Origin of the sequence: Polynucleobacter sp. es-MAR-4, assembly GCF_018882055.1 — a bacterium.
In the GTDB taxonomy this organism is placed as follows: domain Bacteria; phylum Pseudomonadota; class Gammaproteobacteria; order Burkholderiales; family Burkholderiaceae; genus Polynucleobacter.
Map to the genome: position 1 here is coordinate 820,575 of NZ_JACVPF010000001.1, position 15,410 is coordinate 835,984.

The 15,410-nt window shown below is 46.1% G+C and carries 20 protein-coding genes; 2 read left to right on the top strand and 18 right to left on the bottom strand.

Annotated features, from left to right (window positions below):
- Positions 1–32 precede the first annotated feature (32 nt).
- Entirely contained in the window at positions 33–1,334 is a 1,302-nt protein-coding gene (locus ICN16_RS04155) for a TAXI family TRAP transporter solute-binding subunit (RefSeq protein ID WP_216134481.1), read from the bottom strand.
- 114 nt (positions 1,335–1,448) lie between these two features.
- Here ICN16_RS04155 and ICN16_RS04160 point away from each other — a divergent pair, with 114 nt between their 5' ends.
- On the top strand, positions 1,449–2,210 hold the full coding sequence (locus ICN16_RS04160; protein WP_216134484.1) for an SDR family oxidoreductase: 762 nt from the start codon (positions 1,449–1,451) through the stop codon (positions 2,208–2,210).
- Here ICN16_RS04160 and ccmI read toward each other — a convergent pair whose 3' ends face one another.
- From ccmI to ICN16_RS04245, 17 genes are all read right to left on the bottom strand, one after another.
- Positions 2,211–3,401, bottom strand: a complete 1,191-nt coding sequence (ccmI, locus tag ICN16_RS04165; RefSeq protein ID WP_216134487.1) for a c-type cytochrome biogenesis protein CcmI — start codon at positions 3,399–3,401, stop codon at positions 2,211–2,213.
- Complete coding sequence (locus tag ICN16_RS04170; RefSeq protein ID WP_370625604.1) at positions 3,394–3,897, bottom strand: cytochrome c-type biogenesis protein CcmH; 504 nt, start codon at positions 3,895–3,897, stop codon at positions 3,394–3,396. The genes ccmI and ICN16_RS04170 overlap by 8 nt, the downstream gene beginning before the upstream one ends.
- The gene (locus ICN16_RS04175; RefSeq protein WP_216134490.1) at positions 3,894–4,418 is read right to left on the bottom strand and encodes a DsbE family thiol:disulfide interchange protein; all 525 of its coding nucleotides are present in this window, start codon (positions 4,416–4,418) and stop codon (positions 3,894–3,896) included. The genes ICN16_RS04170 and ICN16_RS04175 overlap by 4 nt, the downstream gene beginning before the upstream one ends.
- Positions 4,415–6,334, bottom strand: a complete 1,920-nt coding sequence (locus ICN16_RS04180; RefSeq protein ID WP_216134502.1) for a heme lyase CcmF/NrfE family subunit — start codon at positions 6,332–6,334, stop codon at positions 4,415–4,417. The genes ICN16_RS04175 and ICN16_RS04180 overlap by 4 nt, the downstream gene beginning before the upstream one ends.
- Positions 6,334–6,765, bottom strand: coding sequence for a cytochrome c maturation protein CcmE (gene ccmE / locus ICN16_RS04185; RefSeq protein WP_216134504.1), 432 nt, complete (start codon positions 6,763–6,765; stop codon positions 6,334–6,336). The genes ICN16_RS04180 and ccmE overlap by 1 nt, the downstream gene beginning before the upstream one ends.
- Positions 6,762–6,950, bottom strand: coding sequence for a heme exporter protein CcmD (gene ccmD, locus ICN16_RS04190; protein ID WP_216135651.1), 189 nt, complete (start codon positions 6,948–6,950; stop codon positions 6,762–6,764). The genes ccmE and ccmD overlap by 4 nt, the downstream gene beginning before the upstream one ends.
- Positions 6,950–7,720: a heme ABC transporter permease CcmC gene (gene ccmC / locus ICN16_RS04195; RefSeq protein WP_216134506.1), complete on the bottom strand. Its 771-nt coding sequence runs from the start codon at positions 7,718–7,720 to the stop codon at positions 6,950–6,952. Before ccmC ends, ccmD begins: the two co-directional genes overlap by 1 nt.
- Positions 7,717–8,382 carry a heme exporter protein CcmB gene (gene ccmB, locus ICN16_RS04200; RefSeq protein ID WP_216134508.1) on the bottom strand — a complete coding sequence of 222 codons (666 nt, stop codon included), beginning with the start codon at positions 8,380–8,382 and terminating at the stop codon, positions 7,717–7,719. Before ccmB ends, ccmC begins: the two co-directional genes overlap by 4 nt.
- Positions 8,379–9,026 carry a cytochrome c biogenesis heme-transporting ATPase CcmA gene (gene ccmA / locus ICN16_RS04205; RefSeq protein ID WP_255533590.1) on the bottom strand — a complete coding sequence of 216 codons (648 nt, stop codon included), beginning with the start codon at positions 9,024–9,026 and terminating at the stop codon, positions 8,379–8,381. The genes ccmB and ccmA overlap by 4 nt, the downstream gene beginning before the upstream one ends.
- Positions 9,027–9,210: 184 nt before the next feature.
- Complete coding sequence (locus ICN16_RS04210) at positions 9,211–9,621, bottom strand: carboxypeptidase-like regulatory domain-containing protein (protein ID WP_216134511.1); 411 nt, start codon at positions 9,619–9,621, stop codon at positions 9,211–9,213.
- Positions 9,622–9,768: 147 nt separating this feature from the next.
- Positions 9,769–10,749: a zinc-binding dehydrogenase gene (locus ICN16_RS04215; RefSeq protein ID WP_216134513.1), complete on the bottom strand. Its 981-nt coding sequence runs from the start codon at positions 10,747–10,749 to the stop codon at positions 9,769–9,771.
- Positions 10,750–10,779: 30 nt separating this feature from the next.
- On the bottom strand, positions 10,780–11,232 hold the full coding sequence (locus ICN16_RS04220; RefSeq protein ID WP_216134516.1) for a DUF2452 domain-containing protein: 453 nt from the start codon (positions 11,230–11,232) through the stop codon (positions 10,780–10,782).
- 69 nt (positions 11,233–11,301) lie between these two features.
- On the bottom strand, positions 11,302–12,828 hold the full coding sequence (locus ICN16_RS04225; RefSeq protein ID WP_216861866.1) for a cryptochrome/photolyase family protein: 1,527 nt from the start codon (positions 12,826–12,828) through the stop codon (positions 11,302–11,304).
- A 26-nt stretch (positions 12,829–12,854) separates the two neighbouring features.
- Entirely contained in the window at positions 12,855–13,409 is a 555-nt protein-coding gene (locus ICN16_RS04230; protein ID WP_216134528.1) for a DUF3833 domain-containing protein, read from the bottom strand.
- A complete protein-coding gene (locus ICN16_RS04235) occupies positions 13,409–13,966 on the bottom strand; it encodes a chalcone isomerase family protein (RefSeq protein WP_255533591.1) in 558 nt (185 codons plus the stop codon). The genes ICN16_RS04230 and ICN16_RS04235 overlap by 1 nt, the downstream gene beginning before the upstream one ends.
- Positions 13,967–13,973: 7 nt before the next feature.
- On the bottom strand, positions 13,974–14,369 hold the full coding sequence (locus ICN16_RS04240; RefSeq protein WP_255533593.1) for a thiol-disulfide oxidoreductase DCC family protein: 396 nt from the start codon (positions 14,367–14,369) through the stop codon (positions 13,974–13,976).
- Between the two features lie 5 nt (positions 14,370–14,374).
- Positions 14,375–14,644 (bottom strand): TIGR03643 family protein, encoded by a 270-nt coding sequence (locus ICN16_RS04245; protein ID WP_216134532.1) that lies wholly within the window; start codon positions 14,642–14,644, stop codon positions 14,375–14,377.
- A 70-nt stretch (positions 14,645–14,714) separates the two neighbouring features.
- Between ICN16_RS04245 and ICN16_RS04250 the strand changes: the two genes are divergently transcribed.
- Positions 14,715–15,410 (top strand): SDR family NAD(P)-dependent oxidoreductase, encoded by a 696-nt coding sequence (locus tag ICN16_RS04250; RefSeq protein ID WP_216134534.1) that lies wholly within the window; start codon positions 14,715–14,717, stop codon positions 15,408–15,410.

The following is a 15,410-nucleotide window of genomic DNA, read 5'->3' on the forward strand; positions in this document are numbered from 1 at the left end:
GGGCTTATTTTAGGCTCTTACGAGCAAAAAATTTAGGAATGTAAATTTAAGCGGCCGCGAACTTCACCCACATGGCCCTTAAGGTCATATAACTCCTTCGCATCTAGCATGGAGACTTTGATATTACCCACCCTTCGCTCAATATCCTCCAACTCCTTAAAGTTCTTTTCCTTTAAAGCTGGGTTAGAAGCATTTCTCTCAATTACCTTCAACTCTTCATAGACCTGCGATAGTTTGAGTCGCAGCAATAAATTCTTTGCAGCGGGGATATAGGTAAACAAAGGAATCAAAATGACTAATAGCGGAATCACAATTTTTGCGAAACGCCCAATCCAGACCGCAGTCCAGAAAGGCAGGTGGCGATGCAAGAAAGATGGCCCATCTTTTAAGTAGATTTCTGCATCAACATGCAATGGGAAATCAAGGCCCGTACCGGATGGAAACTCTCCTGGCTTTTGGAGGTAGGTATAGGTTTTAAGAACATCGTAGGTATCACCAAGCAATAGGGTCACTAAAGCAGGGCTGATATTTTGTTTGCCCACCAAAGTAGCTGTTGCTGCCAAAACCTGAATATCCTGGCGAGGCAAGTCATAAGCAATACTTACCACCCCACGCGGCACCGTCACCTTCGAGAGAAAAGGAAACAAATGAACGTAGGCCTCGGCCTGCTCGAAACTCATTAAGCGAATACCTGGGGTTTCATAAAAGTTTTTAAGTAAAGGGGCTTCAGCAGCACTCACTAAAAAGATAGCATCCAACTCACCTTTTTTGAACTTATCAAGCGCTTCTAGTGGCTTGAGTTTTTCTGCGCGCACATCCGTCAAACTTAATCCACTTGCCTCAAGCAATTGAGATGCCAGGGCCAGGGTTCCACTCCCCTCATTTCCAATTGAAACGCGCTTACCTTTTAATTGACTTAGTAATCCTAGTTTTCCAGATTCATTTGAGAAGCTAGACTCTCGATACCAAACCCACACTGGCTCATAAAAAACTCCAGCTATTGAAACAAAATCGCGGTGCTTAGATAAGTCAGCCACACCACCTTGCACCATCGCAAAATCAACCCCTGAATTTGGATCATGCAACAAAGCTAAGTTATCGCTTGTGCCACCAGTAGTTCGAAGTCGCAAAGAAATCCCCTCCTCAGCAAGCTCCGCTTGAAGTTTTTCACCAAACTGCTGATACAGGCCAGTAGGAAAACCGGTTGCCAATTCAATCGAGCGGGGTGGAGGCGGCACCAATACCCAAAGCGTGGCAAACAATATGCCAACAAGAATTAAAAAGGCAATCCCAACTGCTATTGGGTTGTAGATATTTTTACGTATGAAGTCCATAAGAGTTCTTTTGTTTTTGCCATTATGCCCCGAGCCTTGGGATCAAGAGCAGAATGAATTCATACAAATTGTTTCAGGATAAGATGGGGTTTTCAGAAAACCATTAGGATTGCGATGGACCAAAACCTCAACAAAGTAGCCCTAGTTACAGGGGCTGGAACAGGTATCGGCAAGGCTGCGGCAAAAGCGCTTTTGCAGGGAGGATTTCATGTCGTCCTGACCGGCAGAAACCTAGAGAAACTGAATCAAGCTATTCGGGCCATCGGTGGAGATAGTCAAAACTGTCTAGCGATTGCTTGTGATGTAGGTAAGCCAGAGCAAGTAAAGAACTTATTCTCACAAATCCAAAATCACTTTGGACGAATTGATGTGCTCTTTAATAATGCCGGCATGGGTGCACCAGCAATCCCTATGGAGGAGCTCAGTTACGAACAGTGGACGAATGTAGTTAATGCCAATCTCTGCGGGGCATTCCTATGCTCTCAGGAGGCCATTCGCATGATGAAGGCGCAATCGCCACAAGGCGGCAGAATCATCAATAACGGCTCCATCTCGGCACACGCACCTCGTCCGATGTCTGCTCCATACACCGCCACCAAGCATGCCATCACTGGCTTAACCAAATCTATTGCGCTAGATGGTCGTCCATTTCACATTACCTGCGGTCAAATCGATATTGGTAATGCAGGCACTGAAATGACCATCCCCATGGCTGCTGGAATTTTGCAACCAGATGGTTCAAAAAAGGTTGAGCCGCTAATGGACGTAGATCATGTCGGGCAAGCTGTGCTGCACATGGCCCAATTGCCCCTAGAGAGCAATATTCTCTCAATGACCATCATGGCAAGCAATATGCCATTTGTTGGTCGGGGCTAATTAAGGCCTAACTTGATCAATCAATAAACGGGCATTGGTAGTACCCACCTTGATTGTTTGTGGTGCAGATATCAAGTCTCCAGACTCTGGCATCGCCATCCCTGTTTTTGAGATGCGCACTTCAACTGATACTTCAGGCAATTGAGAAATCAATGTATTTGCACTCATTGCCAAAGCATCATTCAGGACAAAACTGATTGGGAAACTAGTCACTGCAGTTTTGAGAACCGCTACCGGCATGCGCTCACCTGGCTTTCGCGCAATTACCATCAAGACATGTCCCGCCTTGATCTTGGATTGAAGATCCGATGCAATACCCACCTGCCCACTCACACCTTGTTTGCTGATCACGGGGGCGCTAGCTGGGGGAAGCCCTCCCTTGTTGCGCGCTTCGGCAATAGATGCCGCAATTGCACGCGCCTCATCGGTTTCAGGAGGTATTTGCTTGGCTAGCTTTTCCCAGGACTGCACTGCAGCTTTGTAGTTTTGTGCATTAAAAGCTGCAGTTCCCGAGAGCCATAAAGCCAATAAATTATTGGGATCAAGCGTCAAGGCTTTATTAATCAGTTGCTGCGGCTTGCCCGCGAAATTACCATCCGCATTTGCTGCCAATACATCAGCATAGTCAGCCAATAATTGCGGATCAGCATCCACAAAAGATCCTGCGCGAGCATAAGCATTTGCAGCTTCAGCATTTCGACCTAAGATTCGATAGGAGCGCGCCAACATAGCCCAACCCTTCAAATTATCAGGTTCCTTTTCCATCTGGGCGGCAAACTCTGCAACCATCTTCTCAACAGACTCTTGAGTCATTGGCTTTTCAGCATTCTTTTCGGCTATGCGGGAGGCGTCACCGAGATAGAAATAAAAGCCTGCTGATAGCAATGCCACAAAAAGACAAATCCCAATAATGGTTTTCTTGGGAGAGCCTAATACCGCCAGATCATCTGCTTCATTAGTATCCTGAAAAAGTCGCTGACGCATTTCTGCGTGAGCCTGTTCATAGCTACTAGCATCAACAGTGCCCCCCAGGCGATCTGCCTCAAGCTTATCCAACTCTTCTCGATAAATCGCCGCGTTCATCTGACGTCGGGATGTTGCAGATTCTTTTGCTGGGAAAAATAAGGGGCGCAGTAGTAGCACCAAGACCAAGATCAACAAAAGGAGAGCGGGTATTAAAAAACTAGTCATGTGCATTTTCTGTTGAGCTGGATTTTGCATCCTGAAGTAGTGCATCAATACGACGGTTATCTTCTTCGGATAAGGTGGTGCTGGGTACGCTCTGATTTCTACGACGCAGATAAATCATGAGGCCGATAATGCCTGCGAGCAGAATTACAAAAGGGCCAATCCAGAGAAGCCAGGTGATTGGCTTTACAGGTGGGCGATATAAAACAAAGTCACCATAGCGCTCCACCATAAAATTTCGAATTTGCTCGTCCGTCTTACCCTCATTAATGAGGATGCGAATTTCTCGACGCAAGTCATTCGCCAAATCGGAACGCGATCCCGCAAGAGATTCATTCTGACAAACTAGGCAACGCATTTCTTCTGAAATTGTAATAAGGCGCTGCTCAGTAACTGGATCATCTGCTAGCGGAACAGCATCTTTAGCTGAAGCGCTATAGACTGCACAAGCAAGTGCAATCGCCACAAAAGTTGAAATGGAAAGCTTTTTCAAAATCACTTGAGCTCACCCAACAAAGGAATGATCTTCTTATTGAGCAATTCCATCGTAATGGGGCCAATATGCTTAAACCGAATTACGCCAGCCTTATCAATCACATATGTCTCTGGAACGCCATATACGCCGTAATCAATGCCAACGCGACCATTGGCATCAAACGCTGATAAATCGTAAGGGTTTCCTTGGCGATTAAGCATGGCCATAGCATCATCGCGCTTATCTTTGTAATCCAAGCCAATGATAGGTGCAACCTTCAACTTACCTAGCTCAACCAGAACCGGGTGCTCCTCACGACAAGCGACACACCAGGAGGCCCATACATTCAAAATCCAAGGCTTACCCTTCATGCTTTCTGGTGAAAAGGTTTTTTGGGGATCTGCCAGCTGAGGCAATTCAAAGGAGGGAGCTTGCTTGCCAATCAAAGGTGAGGGCACTTCATGTGGGTCACGATTTAAGCCGACCGCTAAAAATCCAACCAAAATTACAAATAAGAGGAGTGGAATTAAAAACTTCGCCTTCATGCTACGGCCTTACGTAATTTCATACGATAACGTTTATCCGACATTGCTAGTACACCGCCCAATGCCATCAACAAACAACCACCCCAAATCCAATCGACAAAAGGTTTGTAATAGACACGCACAGCCCATGCTTTATCTTCCAGCTCCTCACCCAAGGAAACATAAATATCCCGAGTGAGACCGGCATCAATAGCTGCCTCCGTCATCGGCATGCTTGAAGAAAAGTAACTACGCTTTTCTGGATACATCGTGGCTTCTACTTTCCCATTACGGGTCAGCAAGAAAGTTCCCTGCATCGCTTTGTAGTTTGGTCCAGGAACTGCAGCAACGCCTTGCAGTTGAATTTGATAGCCGCCAACACTCACACTTTCACCCGCTAACATGCGCACATCTTTCTCTTCTTGATAGGCGCCTACCATGGTGACACCAATCACGAAGACCGCTATACCAAGATGCGCTACCTGCATGCCAATAAATGAACGCGTAGGCTTACCTGCTTTTGCTTGGCGAATGATTTGCAACACGCCTGAAGCAATGACCCAGAAAGCCAATAAGAAACCAAGACTGCTCAGCCAAGTAAATTCACCCATGGCAAATGGAATTAAAGCTGCAGCAATCACGGCCACCACGGCTGCGATCCATAAGCGCTTAATCACATCTAAAAGATTGGAATTTTTCCAGCTAGTCCAGGGGCCAATTCCCATTAATACCAACAAAGGAATCATGATGGGTACAAAAACACTATTGAAGTACGGAGGTCCTACCGAGATCTTGCCTAAATGCAAGGCATCAATTAGCAAGGGATACAAGGTACCCAAGAGAACAGATGCAGCTGATACCACCAAGAACACATTGCCCAGCAAGATAAAGGTCTCGCGCGAAGTTAAGCTGAACTTACCACCAAGCGTGCTCTTTGGAGCACGCCAAGCGTAGAGGGTTAAAGAGGATCCAACTACCAACACTAAGAAAATCAAAATAAAGATGCCGCGCTTAGGGTCAGTTGCAAATGCATGCACTGAAGTGAGCACTCCTGAGCGCACTAAGAATGTCCCCAGAAGTGATAGTGAGAAAGCAGTAATCGCCAGCAGCACTGTCCAGCTCTTAAAGCCGCCACGCTTCTCAGTCACTGCTAGAGAGTGGAGTAAGGCAGTGCCCACCAACCAGGGAATGAATGAAGCGTTCTCTACGGGATCCCAGAACCACCAACCACCCCAACCTAATTCGTAATAGGCCCACCAGGAACCCAGCGCAATACCTAGAGTCAAAAATACCCAGGCAGCGGTCGTCCAAGGGCGTGACCAACGCGCCCAAGCCGCATCTAAGCGACCCGACAATAAAGAGGCAATTGCAAATGCAAAGGCTACGGAGAAACCAACGTAACCCATGTACAACATAGGTGGATGGAATACCAAGCCTGGATCTTGTAGCAATGGATTGAGAGATCGTCCGTCCTGAGCGGCTGGCAATAGTCGCTCAAAAGGATTGGAGGTCATCAGAACAAATAAAAGTAGACCAGTAATAACCAAACCCAAGACGCCAATCACTCGAGCAACCATAAACTCATCTAGTGCCTTAGAAAGCTGAGCCACTAAAAATGTCCAGGTCGATAGCAAGAAAACCCATAGCAATAAAGAGCCTTCATGACCACCCCATACAGCACCCAAGCGGTAAATGACTGGCATTTGTGAGTTGGAATGCTCTGCTACATAGAGAACGGAAAAATCATTCGTATAAAAGCTCCAGGCCAAAATCACAAATGCAATGGCTAGCAATAGGAAAACGGTTTGCGCTGCCGGTCTTGCCAACAAAATCCATTCGCGGCGACCTTGGTGAGCACCGACTAATGGAAGAATTGCTTGAATGATGGCAACACATAAAGCCAGAATTAATGCGTAATGCCCAAACTCAGGAATCATTATTTATTTCCATTTTTTTGAGCTTGCTCTAAAGCATGCTTCGCCTCTGGAGGCATATAGTTTTCATCATGCTTAGCCAATACTTCGCTAGCAATAAATTGCCCATTTGGATTTAGTCGACCTTGAATGACGGCGCCCTTACCTTCCTTAAATAAATCCGGAAGAATGCCGGTGTAAGCCACAGGAATATCTTTCACCATATCGGTAATGACAAAGTTCACCGTTAAACCATCCCGCTTAACTGATCCATCCTTGACCATGCCACCAATTCGGAAAACTTGGCCAGCGGGAGACTTACCAGCAGCTACTTCACTTGGGGTAACGTATAAAGCAATGTTGCTATTCAGCGCATTCAAAATGAGTACTGCTGCAATGCCAATGGCAATGAGCGCACCAACAATAATGACTGCCCGCTTATGTCTTGGTTTCACTTGCTACCCTTTTGCTCAAAACGTTCTGCCATCACTTCACGCTGCAGTCTGCGAACGATCGCCTTGTGGCGTACACGAACAGCCAGAGGCTCGAAAAATAGTACTAAGGCGCAAACACCGAAGCTGCACCATACATACAGCGCATAACCACCCATCGCAAAAAATTCAGCCGGACTATTCCACATCAATGCTTGACCTCATTTAATTCCTTAACCCAATCAGTATGAGCCTCGCGCTCCAAAATGATGGCGCGCACACGCATTAACCCTACTGCGATTGAGTACATCCAGAAGCATAAAGCCATCAACAGCATTCCCCAAAGCATGGTCTGAGCCATTGCTGGAGCCTTAGTTAATGAAACGGATGCACCTTGATGCAAGGTATTCCACCACTTCACTGAAAAATAAATAATAGGCACGTTCACTACGCCGACTAAAGCCAGGATTGCACCCGCTTTATCAGCACGGCGAGCATTATCAATAGAGGCTTGCAAAGCAATAAATCCAAGATACAAGAAAAGTAGAATGAGTTCAGAGGTTAAGCGCGCATCCCACACCCACCAAGCACCCCACATTGGCTTACCCCAAAAGGCGCCCGTCCACAAAGACAGGAAAGCCATCCAAGCGCCGATGGGAGCCAGTGCCTGAGCCATCATGGCTGATAGACGGGTATTAAATATCAAGCCCAATCCAGCCCAAGCAGCCATCGCCAAATAAATCACCATGGACATCCAAGATGCCGGTACATGAACAAAAATAATCCGGTAGCCCTGTCCCTGAACTGCATCTACCGGCGCCACAAAAAAGCTCACCCATAAACCAGCAACCCCAAAAATAATTGTGAGCGCCCAGAACCAGGGGATCATTTTTCCAGCGAGCGGATAAAAAGCACTCGGACTCGAGAACTTGAACCAGTTCATGATGCGACTAGAAGATAAATTATTTACATTACTCATTCGATAGCAATCTTTACTGCATTTGCACTCACCCAAGGCATAAATGCTAATGCCAAAATGAATAAAGCGCCCAATAGGGAAAAATGCCCTGTGATATCAAGACCCACACTGCTAGCGTAGACAGCGCCAGCGCCAAAAATCAATACAGGAATATAGAGCGGCAATATGAGGAGACTCATCAAAACGCTACCGCCTCTGACCCCAAGAGTTAAAGCTGCTCCAATTGATCCCAATAAGGACAATACCGGCGTTCCCAGCAGTAATGCAGCCATCAACACCTTTAAGGACTGGGCATCCAAATCAAATTGAATACCAATCACGGGCGCCAGCAAAACCAAGGGAAGTCCACAGACCAGCCAATGCGCAACAATCTTGCCAAATACCAATGCCGTAAACGAATTCGGAGATAAGACTAATTGTTCCAATGTGCCATCTGCGTAATCAGCCGCAAACATTCGCTGCAAACCGAGCAATGTTGAAAGCAAGGCAGCAACCCAAATAATCCCAGGCGCGATCTTTCTGAGTAAAGCGGTATCGGCACCGATTCCCAATGGGAACAAGCTTGTCACAATGACGAAGAAAAATAATGCGGTTAAAACCTCGCTCTTGCGACGCATCACCAGCAATAAATCGCGATGGACGATAGCAATAAAAGCATTCATAGATCTAACACCCTGAGACCAGGAATTGATAGAGGCTGATGACTTGTCAGTACCACCAAGCCGCTCCCCTCCAAATGCTCTGCTATCAAACCTAGCAGCTCCTGCACAGCCTGAGTATCTAGAGCATTAAAAGGCTCATCCAGAATCCAGACCTGCGCGCGTCGCGTCACCATTCGAGCCATTAAGACACGTTTTTTCTGACCAGCAGATAAGCAATTCACGGGTAGGTCTTCGCGGCCTTTTAGACCAAAACGCCAAAGCGCAGAAAAAATATCTTGCTCCGAAAGCGCAATGCCATCAATCGCTGCATACATGCGCAAATTCTCAAGGGCACTGAGATCTTCTTTGAGGGCATCACGATGACCTAAAAACAATAATTTGCTGTGGTATTCAGACGCTTCTTTTTTGATGGAGCTGCCATTCCAAAGTACCTCTCCCGACTCAGGGGAAGCTAGGCCAGTGAGCAAGCGTAATAGGCTCGTTTTTCCAACACCATTCTCACCGCGAATATGAAGGCACTGACCCGAAAATACCTGTAAATCCAAACCAGAAAATAGCTCTCGCTCACCGCGCACGCAGGTGATAGCACGAGCCTCAAGGGTCATGGCTGCAGATGCTGGAAGGGAGGAATTAATGGCTGTCATCGGAAGAAATGGCTTGAATCAAACCACCTCAGGCATTGTCCAAGACCCACTTGGGACTGTCAAACAGCCTAAAACAGTACTTAAAGAAGAAAATTCATTTAATTCAATAGCTTAGATGATTATAAAGGCTATTTATAGCAGTTAGCTCAACCTACTTAAACAAGCCAAGCCCAGCCCTAAGGAATTATTTCCAGAAAATAACCAATTTTTGAGGTGTAGATGACTGAATGTTGACAGTCTTCTTCTGGGTCACCCCTAGGTAAGCAGCTTCAATCTGATATTGACCGCCAGTTAAATTAATCAAAATATAAGGACCATCAGCTTGTGCATCGAATACCACTTGATTTTGGGAATTCAAAATTTTGATCATTGCACCAGAAATCCAAACACCACGACCACTTTCCAGTTGAGACAACTCCAGCAGCAAAGGCCATTGCTTCGCCTCCGCCAAAATTGCCTGTGACTCCTCTTCACCTACCCCACCAGTGATATAAGAAATTCCTTGGGAATATTGCGTGCTTGGAATTTGCGCATAGGCCACCGAGCCAAAAGTGATGCAGGCGGCAATAAGAAAATTCTTGATATGCGAGTTCATGTTGATACCTCTAAGTTAGTGCAGATATGCCTAACTCATTCTACAGTCAAGACCAACACATTAGCCGCACAAGCTAAAAGAAAAAGCCCCGCACCAGCGGGGCTCTTCAAAAAAAGACTGATTGAACTCTATGTTCGGTAACCCACATTAAGGAGTGATGACAATCGCACCAGAAACTTTTCTTCCTTCAGCTGCTTTGTGTGCCTCAGCCGCTTGCTCGAGTGAGAACTTAGCGCCGATTTGCACTTTGACCCGACCTTGTGCAATAGCATCAAATACAGCTCGTGCATTTTCTTGGAGTAACTCTGGTGTAGCGTTGTGTGGAAACACAGAAGGCCTTGTTAAAAAGAGGCAGCCTTTCTTATTCAAAATCTCTGGATGAATCTCTGGTGCCGGACCGGATGCTGCACCAAACAAAGCAACCGTACCAAATGGCGCAGCGCAATCGAGCGAACCTAAGAAAGTAGTTTTAGCAACAGAGTCATACACAATATTTGCCTTGCGACCACCAGTTGCCTTAATGACCTCTTCAACCCAATTGGGCTTTGAGTAATCCACTACCGCATCGCATCCAGCCTCTCTGGCTGCGGCAAACTTGGCTTCAGAGCCCACGGTGCCGACTACAAAGGCGCCCAATGACTTTGCCCAGCCAGCTAAGATCTGCCCTACACCACCAGCAGCAGCATGCACCAAGACAACATCACCAGCTTTAACTTTATAGGTTTTTTGCACGAGATATTGCGCAGTCATTGCCTTAAAAAATACTGCTGCAGCTACCTCATCTGAAACATTGTCTGGAACGGAAACTAATTTATCAACCGCGACATTGCGTGCGCTAGCATAAGCACCGATACCGGCATTCATATACATCGCGCGATCACCCACCTTAAATCGGGTGACACCCTCTCCAACCGCTTCCACAACGCCAACCGCTTCGTGGCCAAGACCAGTAGGCAATTCCAATGGGTAAACACCAGAGCGCTGGTATACATCAATAAAGTTGAAGCCTATAGCTGTTTGACGGAGTTGCACCTCACCTTTAGCAGGAGCAGGTAGCTCTTTATCAATCAATTTAATTACATCAGCATTGCCAAGTTCTGAAAGACTAACAATTCGAGCAGTAGTCACAAGTCACCTTTTGTATTTTTTATAGAAAAATTATCTTACCGCAAGTGCCGCCTCTGACACCTCTTCATCTTCAACCACTGCCCAAGTACTATCACCCAATTTCTTGACGGCCATGGAATAGGTCCAAGAATCAGGAATGCCGCAACTCCATTGATCTGGGCCATTTTGAATTAAGACATTAGCACCAATCCGGCTGTCAAAATACAAGTGGTAGGTTTTTCCATGAAGCGGATTAAAGCTGTATTTAGCGCTGTGTACCATTTCTGTAGCATCTAATCTTGCTTGAAGAGCACGAGCTTGCTTCATTAATACCTCAGCCTGCTCCATGATGCGATCGTATTCGAGTTTGGCATTTTGACGAGCGACATTAACTGCTTTGTCTTTCTCCTCCAAAACTTTGATGGGCGCAAATACAGGTGCACCCACTTCCATGGGGTATTCAATGCCAGCATGCCTTGCTGGATCAGTATCTTCTATTCGCATTGCAATCTTTGAGCCGTTGATTTAATTGCTAAAAGTGTGACACAAAACCAAGAAATGTGCCGCCTACGCCTATAAGGCGTTCAGATTACCCAGAATGGCTTTAGCGTGCTCCTGAATAGAGCGCTGATCAGCCTCGTCAATTCTGGATAAATTGGCAGTCATCAAGCGAGTTCGAGGGCTTGCCTCAAACTGCTTGCGATGCTTAATTAAGAAATTCCAATACAGATTAGTCATCGGGCAGGCCTCCTCACCAAATCGGACATCTGGTTTGTATTGGCAAGAATTGCAGTAATTACTCATACGCTTTATATATGCCCCACTCGCAATATAAGGCTTGCTAGTAAAGCGGCCGCCACTAGCAAATAAGGCCATACCAGCAGTGTTGGGTAGCTCTACCCACTCAATCGCATCAATATAAATTGCCAAGTACCAATCACATACTTCCTTTGGCAACACTTCTGCTAGCAGTGCAAAATTTCCAGTGACCATCAGGCGTTGAATGTGATGGGCATATCCATACTCGAGCGTTTGACCAATCGCCTCTTGCATGCAGCGCATCTTGGTATCGCCAGTCCAGTACCAATCAGGAAGAGGATTGTGGTGACTGTAAAAATTATCCTTAGCCATTTGTGGCATGTCTAAGTAATACATGCCTCGAACGAATTCACGCCACCCTAAAATCTGGCGAATAAATCCCTCTACCGTTGAAAGATCTAAATCATGCTTCTTCCAGGCCTGCAAAACAGCAGCAATTACCTCCCGGGGATTGAGTAACTTTAAGTTCAGCGAACTGGAGAGCAGGGAATGCCACCCAAAAGGCGTACCCGTCCACATGGCATCCTCATGAATCCCAAAGGTCGCCAAGCGATGCTCTACAAAGCCCTCCAAAGCCTGCAAGGCCTGCTCACGAGTTACGGGCCACTGAAACTGCCTTAAGGAACCAGGATGATCGGGAAAGTTTTTCTCAACCAAGGCTATGACTTCTTGAGTGATGTCATCAGGCTCAAATAACTCTGGCGATGGAATTAAGCCTGGCCCCTTTTTGGGGAAAGGTTTGCGATTATCCCGATCGAAATTCCATTGCCCCCCTTCGGGATTGCCTTCCTTGTCCACCAGGATGTTATGAGTCTTGCGCATCAGCCGATAGAAATATTCCAAACGCAATTCTTTTTTACCAGCAACCCAATTGGTGAAATCATGGCGTGAGCAATAAAAATGGGGATCCTCTTGCATCCCTAATGCAATCTTTAAATCAGAGGCCAACAGCTCAATTTCACACTTGAGTCGATATTCCCCAGGCTCAAGACAAATTAAATGGGTGTATTTTTCTTTAGCAATAATGTCTCTCAGGGTATCGCTGATCGATTTAGGAGACTGATGGATATATTGCAAGGGCACGCCAAACTCTTCTAATTGCTTGGCAAAGTGGCGCATGGCCGACAAAAACAAAACAATCTTGGCTTTATGGGACCAAACATACTCAGCCTCATTCGCAGACTCAATCATGACTACCTGATCAGTCTTCGGATTGAGATTTTTTAATACCGGACTATTGATATCTAGCTGATCACCCAGAATCAGAACAAGCTTTTTCAAAGAACCGCCCTCATGAATGACTAAGCTTAGCGCTTGTAAAAGCTGAGGGTCACTTCGCCAAGATCAATGCCAAATTTACTCATCTTGGCTTTATTAAGCATGACCTTAGGTGTGACGAGATACATCCAATCATTAAACTGAACGTGGTAAATCGTGCCATCTACTGGCAATGCCAAGGTATAAGCCCAATTAAGTGCATTTCCTGCTGATTCGCCAATCGCATCCCCCACCACATCATCCGCTCTGCCAATAAATTTTCCTGGCGCAGTTTCAGTCAAAGTCCAAATACGCTTTTGCTTCGTGCCATCAGAGTACTCAAAGCTTTCATCGAGGGTGCCCACTTTTTTACCATCAACCACTTTCCATTGCGCCACCAAGAGAACGGTGAACCGTTTTTTAACCTCACCACTTCGATCGGTAAAAATGCCATAAGCATCAATCGTGCCATTGAAGTATTCACTAAGATCTAAATTTGGTTTCTCTTGTGCGTATTGATTGACCGAAGGTGAAGAGCAACCGAATAAACCAAACATGATTAAGCAGATGCTCAGTAACTTTGAAGTGAAATGAATTTTGCGCATTAACATGCTCCTGTAATGAGTGGGGGTGGACAACCATTTCCAAGTAGCTCTGCTCTTAACTTTGGCACGCTCGTTTTAGAGTCCAACCAAATCCCAAAAAATGCTTTTGAAAAATCTGCCCCCGGAATTTGTGCAATTTTCTTGCCGTCATAAAACAAAGTAGTTCCTTGTTTTGGTGAGTAAACTCCAGTAAGCGTTTGTCCCGGCTCCACATTGGGCAAGATGGCAGCAAGCTCTTTCCCCCAGATAGCTGATTGCGCTTCAGACACACCAATATTTTTCATTTCATCAGCAGTGCGGCTGGCAATGGATGCCCCAGAAAATGATTTTTGATATTTAATATCCAGAGCAAACTCAGCAGAATCTCTGCCTGCCGAGCGATACAGGGTTGCGTCATACACATGAAAGCCCCAGAAGTTCAAGCGACCAGTGCCCTGAGGCTGCGCTTGATTAATTGCACCCTCAATGTGAGCAAGATTTTTTGCAGAGCCAGAATTACTAAATAACGTTAAAGCAATCAATAGGACAGCACTACCCCGTGAAATCATTTTCATCATCGCCCCTTTATTTATGCTTACTAGTTACATTCACCAACCATAAAGCGGATGGCCCAAATAAACCCGAAATCGTATGTCGGTTGTTGGCAAAAAAACGATAGGCCCAAGTTAAAGTGGGTCGTAGGCTTGGTCGAGAAAACAACCAGGCCAGCTTCGGTAGGTTTGCTCTTTCATAAGCAGCCGAGAAAACATCCACACCATTGATAAGCTCGCCATCATCATACTGGGCGTACATGGAATCTAAAGCCTGCTGGCAAGATACGCCAATCGCATCAGCACTGTAACGATCTGAGTTGACGTCTACAAAGCTCAGTAATCCCGCTTGATTGCGACCCGATAGAAATAGAATCTCTGCCTGACATAAAGGGCAAAGACCATCATAGAACATGGTAAGTTTTTTCATGGTCATTACCTCTGCTTATATTGCATTGAGCAGTAGGCACGGGTAACAAACTTACTTCTTAAGGCGACATGCTTGGTTGCTCTTCCAGTGACCCGCTTACGCCATAAATTAAATGAGCTCCTCTTAAGCTCTTTCCGCATCAGCGCAATCACTTGCGGTTCAGATAGCCCAAAACTTTGCTCAATCGCATCAAATGGGGTGCGGTCTTCCCACGCCATCTCGATTAGGCGCGAGAGATCGGGTGCGGAGAGTGATTGAGAAGTTTGGATACCCATCGAGCAAGTTTAAGACTTATTCAATAAACTAGCTGAGCACCTTTTTATTTCCCTTTTTGGCGCAGCCCATATGCCCCTAGTTCTGAAACCCTTTCGCGCTTTGATTATTGGATCCTCCGGAACCATTGGAGCAGCATTTATGGACTTATTAGAGACCTCTCCAGATTGTGAGGTGGTCTATGGCCTGAATCGCCAATCAGCTAATCCGATTGATTACCAAGATCTGGGCACTATTGAATCAGCTGCCGCCAGCCTCACTCAAGAGGGCCCCTTTCAACTCATCATTAATACGATTGGAGTGCTGCATTCTGAACACTGGATGCCCGAGAAGAAATTGGATGATCTCAATACTGAGCAGCTGCAAATGTTGATGCAAATTAATGCCATTGGGCCTGGGTTAACGATCAAACATTTCTCCAAATTACTTGATCCGGCAGGATCAGTGATGGCGACCCTCTCCGCCAAAGTGGGGAGCATTGAAGATAATCGCCTGGGCGGCTGGTTTAGCTATCGCGCCTCTAAGGCCGCTTTAAATATGCTGATCAAGACAGCGTCTATTGAATTCTCTAGAACCAAGCCCAATACGGCATTAGTAGCCCTGCATCCAGGGACGGTGAATTCTCGCCTATCCAAGCCCTTCAAGGGTGAGCAAATTGGCAGACCTCCCTTAGAGGCTGCCGCAGATATGTTAAAAATCCTTCTCTCACTTAACAAAGAGGATTCTGGAAGTTTTATTAGCTACTCCGGCGAAAGATTGCCTTGGTAA